Origin of the sequence: Bacteroides sp. AM23-12 (assembly GCF_003434395.1) — a bacterium.
GTDB classification, from domain to species: domain Bacteria; phylum Bacteroidota; class Bacteroidia; order Bacteroidales; family Bacteroidaceae; genus Bacteroides; species Bacteroides thetaiotaomicron.
This window is the reverse complement of sequence record NZ_QTLF01000036.1, coordinates 34,515-45,460: the sequence shown is the minus strand read 5'-3', so window position 1 is coordinate 45,460 and position 10,946 is coordinate 34,515. Positions and strand designations below refer to the sequence as shown.

The 10,946-nt window shown below is 46.6% G+C and carries 5 protein-coding genes; 1 reads left to right on the top strand and 4 read right to left on the bottom strand.

Annotated elements, in window-relative coordinates:
* Positions 1 to 88: 88 nt before the first annotated feature.
* From DW640_RS20280 to DW640_RS20265, 4 genes are read right to left on the bottom strand one after another with little or no spacing between them, the layout of a single operon-like run.
* Positions 89 to 1,645 carry a sulfatase gene (locus tag DW640_RS20280; RefSeq protein WP_117578883.1) on the bottom strand — a complete coding sequence of 519 codons (1,557 nt, stop codon included), beginning with the start codon at positions 1,643 to 1,645 and terminating at the stop codon, positions 89 to 91.
* A 17-nt stretch (positions 1,646 to 1,662) separates the two neighbouring features.
* Positions 1,663 to 3,744: a Sip1-related alpha-galactosidase gene (locus DW640_RS20275; RefSeq protein WP_011108980.1), complete on the bottom strand. Its 2,082-nt coding sequence runs from the start codon at positions 3,742 to 3,744 to the stop codon at positions 1,663 to 1,665.
* Positions 3,745 to 3,754: 10 nt separating this feature from the next.
* Positions 3,755 to 5,137 carry an alpha-L-fucosidase gene (locus DW640_RS20270; RefSeq protein ID WP_113747922.1) on the bottom strand — a complete coding sequence of 461 codons (1,383 nt, stop codon included), beginning with the start codon at positions 5,135 to 5,137 and terminating at the stop codon, positions 3,755 to 3,757.
* 5 nt (positions 5,138 to 5,142) lie between these two features.
* Positions 5,143 to 6,612 carry a sulfatase gene (locus DW640_RS20265; protein WP_117578882.1) on the bottom strand — a complete coding sequence of 490 codons (1,470 nt, stop codon included), beginning with the start codon at positions 6,610 to 6,612 and terminating at the stop codon, positions 5,143 to 5,145.
* A 233-nt stretch (positions 6,613 to 6,845) separates the two neighbouring features.
* On the opposite strand from DW640_RS20265, the gene DW640_RS20260 reads away from it, so the two are divergent.
* Positions 6,846 to 10,943 (top strand): two-component regulator propeller domain-containing protein, encoded by a 4,098-nt coding sequence (locus DW640_RS20260; protein WP_199610437.1) that lies wholly within the window; start codon positions 6,846 to 6,848, stop codon positions 10,941 to 10,943.
* Positions 10,944 to 10,946 lie beyond the last annotated feature (3 nt).

Sequence of the window (10,946 nt, the reverse complement as noted above, 5' to 3'; positions counted from 1 at the left end):
TGGGTAAGATTTTATAGATATTGTTTGGAGAGGACTTAGAATTCACCTTCATACAATTAATGTAATTCCCGACTAAACAGGTGAATAATTACTTAATTTCGTCCGGCCAAGGACAAGGTTTATCCGTAGCTTTGACTGTAGGACGTTGGGCATCAACTTTTCTCAAATAGGTTCCTAATTCTTTAGAAAGCCGTTTCACAATATCCGGATGTTGTGCGCTGAGATCATTACTTTCGCCTATATCATCGGGGATATTGAATAGTTCTTTTTTACCTGTACCATAGTAATAGATTAATTTCCAGTCACCCTTGCGTACGGCACAGTTAAAGTTGATTCCCGGACCGTCGTTACCCCAGTTGTTGGGCATATTCCAGAAGAGGCTGCGTCCTTTGGAAGGATTCCTGGTCTGTTTCAGTAAAGGCATGAAGCTGATGCCGTCGATAGGCTGAACTGTCTTGTATTTTTTGATGCCCGCCATTTCGAGGATAGTAGGATAGAAGTCTTCTATCAGCAGGTAATCATTGCATTTGCTGCCAGGGGCTACGACACCGGGCCAGCTGACGATCATCGGTTCACGGATGCCGCCTTCATAGGTGGAGCCTTTACCACTGTTGAGAGGATGATTCTGGGTGTGCAGTTTGCCGTCACGCCAATACGATTCGGCGGCAAGTCCTCCGTTGTCGCTCATGAAGATAATAATAGTGTTGTCGGCTTCTCCGCTTTTTTCCAGCCAGTCCATCAGATCGCCCAGACTCTTGTCCATGCCTTCGATCAGTGTGGCGTATGCGGCTTCATGGTCGGTCATGCCTTTTTTCTTGTATTTGTCGTAGAAACGTTTGTCCTTGTCCAAGGGGACGTGGATGGCGTATTGGGACATATACAGGTAGAAAGGCTGGTTGTACTTCTTAGCTTTGTTCAGAGCTTTGATGGCTTCCAGAGTTAATGCTTCGGTGACGAAGGTCTCCGTACCCCAGTACTTTTCAAGTCCGGGAACGGCCATGAGTGATATTGGCTTTCCGTCTTTGTTGTGACCGTAATTCTCTTCTCCCAGATAGCTGGCGAGTCCTCCGGCAGCATGTCCGGCTATGTTTACTTCGAAGCCCCAGTGGTGCGGGTCTTCTCCCGGAGTGTCTATGGCACCGAAATGTGCTTTTCCGCAATGAATCGTATGATAGCCGCTGTCTTTCAGTAGTTGTACGAAGGAGGTTCCTACGAATGTGTTGTTGGTGCCGGGCACTTGGCTTACTCCGTTGTAGTTCCAGTCCGGCACATCCAGTACTTTATCCTTGCGGTCTGTCTTTGTGTTCTTTTGCAGCGTCCAGTTGGTTACCCGGTGGCGTGCCGCGTTCGTTCCGGTGATGAGGCTGCATCGGGTGGGGGAACTGATACTGCTGGCATACGCTTGTGTGAACATCATGCCTTGTTTGGCAAGTCGTTCCATGTTGGGTGTTTCGTACAGCTTATTGTAATCTGTCTTTTGTGTCCAGAAGGGGAGTGAAGTGTCTTGCCATCCCATGTCGTCTACCATGAAAAGGATGATGTTGGGGCGTTTGTCCACACGCTGTGTCTGGGCAGACTTCTGTGTTTGCAGGCCGGTGGCAGCCAGTGGCACGAGTGCGAGGGGGAAAAGTATTTTTTTGTTCATGGATTAATTATTTAGTGTTATTTCATTATTTCAATTCTGCCGGCCTTTTTGATCGGTATGCTCCGTAATTCCTGTTTCCCGTGGGAGTCTGCCCATATTCTTAATGTACCGGTGCAGTGGACATCCAATATCAGCTTCTCGGTAGTACGTTTGAGTATCTGCACGGTAGCAGGCGAAAGGTATTTTTCTTGTATGCCGATCACTGCCCAGCCTTTACGGATGGGGCAAAGATGGAACAGACTATCTATAAATCCGGATAACTTTATTTTTCTTTCAGATGCGTTCAATACTTCGGCGCTCTGTTTTTCCCAGTTGAATGCGAGAATGCTGTCGCAAGAAGAATCTGCGGATTTGCCGGTGCTTTCCCGTAACAGGTAATCTTCCCGTTTGACGAAACTTTCTACTTCCCGATAAGCGGGAGAAGTGTTCAGATTGTAGCAAATGACTGAGAGCGCTTCGTCTCCTGTAGGGGCAAATACACGGTAGGCTTTACCGCTTTGCAGGGGATTGGTCAGTATGGATTCCGGAGTCGGGATGGCGGGAGCCGCCGGACGGAATATCTTTCCGGTTTCATCAATCAGGGGGCGGATATTATCGGCAATAAATTCGCTTGGAGAGTCGGACAGGTAAACAGGTCCGCCGGAGATCGCTTTCGAACGTGCCATCAGACTGCCGCAAACGGTATCGCAGGAATGAAACATATCGTGGTCGGGCCAGACGGTCTGCCCCAGTATGAGTGTATTGGTATATGACTGGAACAGATGTGATTTAGCCATATTCTCGTCATATTTCTTATAGTCGATGCTGGCACGGGTTACGCTGCTGTACAAGGTATGGTCAATGTTCAGCACATTTTGTGCCATGCAGTTCATCAGTCCCATTTGCATTCGATGTGTCTGATGTTCCAGGGCAAGGTTGCAGTCTTTAGCCTGTCGGATAACCTGCGTTCCGCCCATATAGAGCGGGAGGGTGAAGGATTGATTGTCTATCTTCAAGAAGTCAAATCCATACTCCTTCATGGTACGGACATAATATTCGTACCATGTTTCTATCTTTTCTGTACTGGTGCCGGGCAGTAAACTGCCGTTGTAGGAGTGTAGAACTTGCCGGATTTCCGGCGGAAAGTCATTCTCGGCAGAGATTCCCATCCAATAGCCGGAAAGGCTGTACCATAGCCCTATCCATCGGATTTTATCTGCTTGTTTGCGCTTCATGATGCGGCTCCATCCGTTCGGAAAACGTTTTTTGTCGGGGACGAGACTGGTCAGTTGCCGGTTCTTGTTCGCTATGTGTCCGTCGTCAATTAAGACATAACGTACCGGTATGCCGGATGCTTCGATGGCATCGATATCGTTCAGTATTTTCGTTTCATCAATGTCATAATGATAATGTTCCCAAGTACACCATCCCAGATAGTCGAAAGCATTGAAATACTGTTTGTCCGCTCTTTTGCGGAGGGCAGATACGGCTTTGTCTGCGATTAACGAATCGTAGGCGTCACTGAATACATGGTAGACGGATGAAGATTTCCGGAAAATCAGGAGGGGGAGTCGGCCGGTCAGTGCATCTTCTCCTAGTGTGGAGACATACAATGTGAGCGTGCCGTCCTGATTAACCTGAAACCAGCTGAGGCTGTTGCTACCCGCAATGGCTTTGGCGAACAGATATTCTCCGTCTGCAAGTTCAAGGAGCAGTGCGTCGCCCGATGCGGACGGCAGGGCATTGGAAGGAATGCTTGCATAATCGCTCCGTGTGAGGTCTTCGAGATGGTTGAACATCCAAGGGAGCAACCGATTGGTGTTATTCGGCCATTGATAGTCGCCGGGGCGGGAATCACGGCTGAAGAATATGCCACGAACATACAAAGGAAGTGCAACCTTATACGAAAGAGTGCTTTGGTGTTCCGGCACTTGTTGTTCGTATAAAATGGGGGTGGATGGAGTATGGGTGTTCAGGTCGATGATTTCTTCCATCCGATAAGCTGCAACATCTTTGTATGTCTTCCCTTTATGGTAGATAAACGGGTTCTGTGCAGACAGCGATACTTCCGCAAAGATGCCCGTCAATAGCCATAAACAGATGTGGATTATTCTTTTCATACCTCTTGTGTTATTTTACGGAATAGGCGCTGAAGTTTATAATATCCGGCAGTGCGACAGATTCGGATACGGTCAGTCTTAATGCTGTGGCTTCTACCGGTTCAAACTTTTCGATTCGTTTGTGCCCCACGGATTCTCCTTTGCAGACTGTTTGCCATTTACCGTTCACTTTGGCTTCTATCTGATATTGCCGGATGCGTTCTCCGTTTTTGATGTTTTCCTGGATGATGCAGTAATTGACAGACTGCTCCTTTCCAAGTTTCAGTGTCAGGCTTTTCTTTTGTCCCGAAATGCGGGCTATCGGGGAGGAGAACCGCCGATTGATTTCATCTCCCATTTCTTTCAGGCGCTGTGCGTCTCCGGCAGGGATTAATCCGGTCGGGTCAGGAGTTAATCCGAGAATGAGGGTGGCGTTTCTTCCTACTGACTTTTCATATTTATCCATCAGCGTGTTTAGCGGATAGATGTTGTTCTCGTCATCCGGTTCCCAGAACCATTCGTGGCGGCCGTTTGCTCCCCGTAGCGGAGTGTCTGCCATCGCCGGTACCCAGTATCTACCGTTCTTATCGCCATGTTTTAACAGTTCGAGTTGGTCGATACTGCTTTCAATGCGTTTATGGTGTGAGCAAGGGACGGGAAAGGTAGACCAGCAGGGATATTCCACTGTACCTGTCTCCGAACCTCCCCAACGGAAGTCGGCACGGTCGATGTTATGATAGAAAAGGCAGTTTGGCTGATACTTGTTGACAATCGGTTCCACGTCGGGGCCATCGGCACGGGGATCATCGGCTCCGCCGTCAAACCATATCATATATAAATCTCCGTAGCGGGTGCAGAGTTCTGTCACCATTTTCTCGCACAGGCGCTTGTACCATGCCTGGCGGTTGCGGGCGAACGCTCCTTCTCCTTCGGCCTTGAAGTTATGGATGCCCAGCAGGGAGTTCCATCGGATACCGATATAGATGCCCGGTTGCAGACCATATTTGCGGCAGGAGTTGACGAAGTCACGGACAATGTCTCCTTTCCCGTCTCTCCATTTCACGGCTTTCAGGCAATAAGGGTTGACGTCGCTTTGCCAGAGTCCGAAACCTGTTTCGTGGGTAGCAGTCAGTACGGCAAATTTGCATCCGGCAGCTTTGGCAGCTTGTACCCATTGGTCAGTATTCAGTTCGGTCGGGTTGAAGATGTTGTAATCTTCGATGGGATTGATACGGTTGTTGCCTTGTCCGTAGCGGATGCCGTCAAACACGTGCAGGTCATAATGGAAGACAGCTCCCATTTCCGCCTCATGCCATTTGAGTTGATGGGGCTTGGGGACGGGGAGTTCCTGTTGTTGTGCGAAGCTGCAAACTGAGTATAGGATAAAAAGAGAGAGATAGCAAAGTTTCTTCATGGTGTTTATTTAGTTACGGTTTCAAGATAATGGGCAAATGAATCGTTGGTATGGAGTAGCCATGCCTTGAGTTGTTTGTTGAATTGCCGGACCAGACGGGGGGATTGTCCGGCAATATTATCCATTTGATAGGGGTCTTTGGTTCGGTCGAAAAGAACTGTTTCGTCTATTTTTTCATTGGTTGCGTGGACTGCGAATGTATGGGTTGACGTACGTAGCCCGCGGTATCCGGTGGCATGATTGTCAAACTGTACATAATAATAAGGTTGTACCACTTCTTTTTTACTCTTGCCCAGAATATGGCGGGATAAGTCGAAAGTCTGTACCGTTTCGGGTATTTCCTTCCGGAATCCCATCAGGGAAAGGAGAGAAGGATATAAGTCGGCGAAGGCGATCATCAAATGGTCGTCTTTGCGTGGCTTTATCTTTGCCGGCCACGAGATAATCATGGGGATGCGCATGGCTTCTTCGTAGAAGATATCTTTTCCGGCATTGTTGTGAGCTCCCATGCAGATGCCATGATCGGAAGTAAATACAATGATGGTATTCTCAAACAGTCCGTTGCTTTTGAGGGTTTCGATGATACGTCCTACCTGCTCGTCTACCCCTGTGATACAGGCGTAATAATTGCGTATGTTATTTCTGAAATAGTTTCCCATTTCGGTTCCTTTGGCGGGTATGTCGGGGCGGTGGGCACAGAGGGCTTCCACATCTATATCCTTATATAGGGCTTTGTATTTGTCGGGAACCAGTTCGTAACCGGTATGCGGAGGATTCATCGATACGACCAGTGCGAAAGGTTGTTTATTCTCTTTTTGTGTCTGAATGTATTCGATGGCTTTGTCCGCTTCGTATGCAGGGCCCCATTGGTTGACGTAGTAGAAACTGTCACGTGGAGCAGTCGTGTCCCAGTACATCGGTTTCAGATGATAATCGTATGTCCCGTAGGCTGTCCAGTATTCAAATCCGTGGCGGCGTTCGGGCGGACACCATTCGTTCCACGCTACTTTGCCACGATTGTTGTAAGTGTCTACATAAGGCTTGTAAGGAGAATCCAGATGCCATTTTCCTATGTATCCCGTACGGTAGTTCATGTCTTTTAGTACATCACTCCAACAGCGGGCCTCCTGTGGAAGCTCCACTCCGTAAGGTGCTGTTTGTGAATTGCAGTTGCCTGTTACTTTATTATGCAGGGGGTACATGCCCGTCATCAGCATGGCACGGGCGGGTGATGAAACAGGATAACTGCTGACTGCATTAGTGAATAAGACTCCTTCGGAAGCCAGATGATCCAGGCAAGGAGTCTTTACAGGTTCTTTGCCCAGACAACCTAGTGCGTCTCCCCGATACTGGTCTGCCATGATGAAGACAAGATTCGGAGACGTCTGGGCGGCAAGCGGAAGAACCGGAACGACGAGTGTAGCTCCGATGAACCATTTATGATAATATGTACTCTTTGGTATGTGCATTATCATAAAAATTTCTCCTTTGTGTCTGACAGGTTAAGATAAACTAAGGTCATTGTATATTATTTAAAAGGTGTACATCAGGTTGTTGTATGGCTGCAAATGTACGCAAACAATGTGGTTCCGAATATGCCTGTTTCTTTCATTCAACATACATGTTTAATTCATAAGTCCATTTCTTTATTCGTTTTTTTGTATGTTCTGACTTAATTTCGTTTATTTGCCCTAAATTGTCTAATAGAATGAAGCACTTAAATCTAATCCTGATTATCCTGATTCTGAGTTGTTGCCCGCTGCATCCTGCCTATGCTTTTTTTGATAAAGATATTCGGCTGCTGACAATGAGGGATGGATTGGCGGATAACACGATTCCTTGTATCTATAAGGATGAAGACGGATTTATGTGGTTTGGGACGGATGACGGATTAAGCCGTTATGACGGAAAAACGATTCAGAATTTCAAGCCTGTGGATACGTATGCTTCGGTTGCTGCCATTGTGCGACTGTCAGATGACTTTTTAGGAATTGTATCCGATGGATACCTTTATTATTTCAACCGCAAGCAGGAAACTTTTCTTCCGATACATACTGAATCAGATACTGCCATAGGTGTATTTAATGTCCTGCCCGTCGACGATTCTTCTTTTTGGGGAATATCGGGAAACAGACTGATACTCTGTCAATGGGAGATACAACAAGGAAAGGAAGAAGAAAAAACGGCTGTTCGGGTACGCATACAAAAGACCTTTCAGTTATTGGAAGAAAAAGGAGAAGTCTTTTCTTCTCTGTGCTATGATGAAAAAGCCGGGAACGGAATATGGCTGACAACTAACCGGGGTAATCTGATCCTGTTTCATCCGGATATTCCGGAGGCATATCAGAAGATACCGCTGACAGACGGAAAACCATTACAAGTCACTTCCATCTTGAACAGAGACGGAGTTGTCTGGATTTCTACCATCGCCAAAGGCATTGTCCGTTATCACACGAAGTCGGGGAATATGGACCGGATTTCGTACGGCGGGACAGGAAAAGAGAATCTCCTTTCTCATACAGATGTTTATCAGACTATATTTATCGGCAATAACCGCTATCTGGCAGTGACATGGGGTGGCTATACACTGTTGATGCCGGATGAAAAGAATCCGGAAGAGCTGACGTCAGAGGTGTATAACAATACGCATACGCAGATTTACCGGAACCTCGAAACACGTATGATTTCTGCCTGTTACGATCCTAACGGCCTTCTTTGGATTGGTACTAATGGTGGAGGAGTGATGTATTCTGATTTGAGGTCACAGTTTTATGACCGTTACTATCAGGACAGGCATAACGAAATATGCGGCATCCTCATGGATGATAGTCATCGGGTATGGTTGGCGACTTATCACAAAGGAATCATGCGAAGTGACATACCGTACGCACAAGGGAAAAAACTGAGTTTCTCTAAAGTCGATACAGGCAGCGGGAAATCGGAAGAAACGATGTTGTGTGCCTTGAAAGATGTAGAAGGCAATCTGTGGTTTGGAAATATAAACGGTACATTGACTGTTTATCATGTCCGGACCGGTCGTTTCGTGACTCATTCACTGTTGGTGGACGGTGTTGCCAACAGGGCTTCGGTGTGGGCTTTGTATATGGATGATAAGAACAGGCTCTATGTAGGTACGGGAGACGGGCTTTTATTGTATAACCGTCAGACAGGTATATGCGCCAAATTATCAGCAGCACACTATTTAAATGAGAAAAGACAACCTTTCATTCGTGCGATTGCTCAGACAAAAGATGGAACGATATGGCTGGGGACCAGCAATATGGGAGTTTGCAGAGTAGTTGAATCCGCTTCCGGAGGTATCTCCGTAGAAAATGGATATGAGCAGAAGATGAACATGGAATATCGTTCGGTACGTTCGCTGCTGGCATCCTCGGATGGGAATTTATATATAGGTTATACGGATGGCTTTGCCATCCTGTCTCCACAACAAAACAGAATCAGTGCCCGTTATACCACGAATGACGGACTGTGCAGTAACTTCATCGGCTGCATAGCGGAAGACAGCGAAGGGCGTATCTGGTTGGGAAGTAACTCCGGCATATCGCGGTATGGTCGTCGTCAGCATCTCTTTTACAATTACTACATAGCAGGTAGTAACCGTTCTGCCGTATTCAGTGACAAGACTTTGTTTTTCGGAAATAATCAGAGCCTGACTTATTTCAATCCGGAGGATATAAATGCCTATCCGACCAACGAACGGGTGTTGATAACCGGTTTGGAAGTGGATAACCATCCTGTCGGGACCGGAGAAAAGATTAATAATCAGATCATCCTCAATCAGGTCATCTCTTTTACGGATCACATTGTACTGGATAATGATAACAAAGATTTCTCCTTGACTTTCAATAACCTGTCCTACTCGGACGAACAACAAAAATATAATTACCGGCTTTTGCCTTATCAGGGGAATTGGTTGATTTCTGATGAGGGAGAGAAAGCCTCGTACACCAACCTCCCAGCCGGTGAGTATGTATTTGAAGTGAAGAATATACATCCGAACGGTCAGACAGGGGCGGTGACTTCTCTGAAGATCGTAATTCTTCCTCATTGGAGTCAGACTTTTGCTTTCCGGCTTTTCGTTTCCCTGTTATTGCTGGGAGGAGTGGCTTATGGAGTACGGTTGATCAGAATACGGCAGAAACGGATGGAACACGAAATGCAGATGAAACATGAACTTTTGACGGTCAGTATGGAGCGTGAGAAAGAACGTCAGATACGTGTGGAACGCGAGAACTTCTTTACGGGCGTTGCCCACGAACTGCGTACTCCGCTGACTTTAATCCTTGCCCCGTTACAGGAATTGATGAAACAGTGCAATCCATTGGATGACTTTTATAAGAAATTGCAGGTCATGTATAAGAATGCGGCCTCACTGCACACCTTGGTCGATCAGCTGCTTTATGTACAAAAGATAGGGGCCGGGATGGTCAGACTCCAGTTATCCGAGACTGATCTACTGCAGCTGGTCTGCAATGTGTCAGAACCGTTCCGGCAGATGGCCGAAATCAAAGGTTTGCAATTTGATGTTGATTTGCCCGAAGGGAAGTTCCTGTATTGGGTAGATGAGGGAAAGATCGCTTCGGCCGTGCAAAACCTTCTTTCAAATGCGTTTAAGTATACCCCTGCGGGAGGGCGTGTCCTGCTTTCTGTCTCTTATCTGATGAAAAGTGGGCAGGGTTATTGCCGGATCACCGTTTCGGATACAGGTGCAGGGATTCCGGAATGGTTGCAGAAACATGCTTTTGAATCGTTCGTAACGGGGGATAATGTACCTGAGATGTCAACGAAGGCAGGAATAGGATTGCATATTGTGAAGAACACGATGGACTTGCATCATGGATTGGTAACGCTGAAGAGTGTGCCGGACGAAGGAAGTACCTTTGCCCTTTATATTCCCGAAGGCAAAGCGCATTTTGCAAAAGATTCTTATGAACTTATTGACAGCCATCAGGAAAAGACAAAGCAAAATGAAGAGCTGAAACCGGAACTGTTTCTTCCGATACCGGAAAACAAAACACAGGAAACAGCGGCTAAAAAAAGTCTGCTGATCATCGAAGATAATGAAGATGTCCGCGAATATATCCGGAGCTTATTCATTTCCAGATATGCAGTCAGTGAAGCTTGCAATGGTGAGGAAGGGGTGCGGATAGCCAAAGAACAGTTGCCCGATCTTATCATCTCGGATGTGATGATGCCCGTAAAGGACGGCTTTACTTGTTGCAGGGAAATTCGTATGCAGCAGGAAACCGCGCATATTCCTATCTTGATACTGACTGCCAGAGCAGAAGATGCTGACATCCTGCAAGGCTGTAATAGCGGAGCGGATGATTATATGATGAAACCCTTTAATCCGGAGATATTAAAGACCAAAGTGGATAACCTGATTTTGCAGCGTGAGCGATTGAAGCGGATTTATACGAAAGCCCTGATGCTGAAACAGGAATCGGAAGAGGGGGAGAAAGAAGATGCCTTCTTGCAACAACTGATTCATATCATAGAAGCTAACCTTTCCAATGCGGACTTTAATGTAAAAATGTTGGCGGAGCAACTGAATATGAGTCAGCCTACCTTGTACCGGAAGGTGAAACAGCGCAGTGATTTGTCTGTAATAGATATGATTCGCAGTATACGTATAAGCAAGGCGGCGACATTGATTCTGGAGAATCGCTATTCTATTCAGGAAATTTCGGAAATGGTTGGTTATTCCGATACCCGTACTTTGCGCAAGCACTTCATGGAGCAGTTCGGCGTATCTCCTTCTAAATATATGGGTAGTACTGATTGATAA

Coding starts and splice junctions, on each gene's coding strand:
- DW640_RS20280 (WP_117578883.1), bottom strand. CDS start 1,645: ATGAACAAAAAAATACTTTTCCCCCTCGCACTCGTGCCACTGGCTGCC.
- DW640_RS20270 (WP_113747922.1), bottom strand. CDS start 5,137: ATGAAGAAACTTTGCTATCTCTCTCTTTTTATCCTATACTCAGTTTGC.
- DW640_RS20265 (WP_117578882.1), bottom strand. CDS start 6,612: ATGATAATGCACATACCAAAGAGTACATATTATCATAAATGGTTCATC.
- DW640_RS20260 (WP_199610437.1), top strand. CDS start 6,846: ATGAAGCACTTAAATCTAATCCTGATTATCCTGATTCTGAGTTGTTGC.
- DW640_RS20275 (WP_011108980.1), bottom strand. CDS start 3,744: ATGAAAAGAATAATCCACATCTGTTTATGGCTATTGACGGGCATCTTT.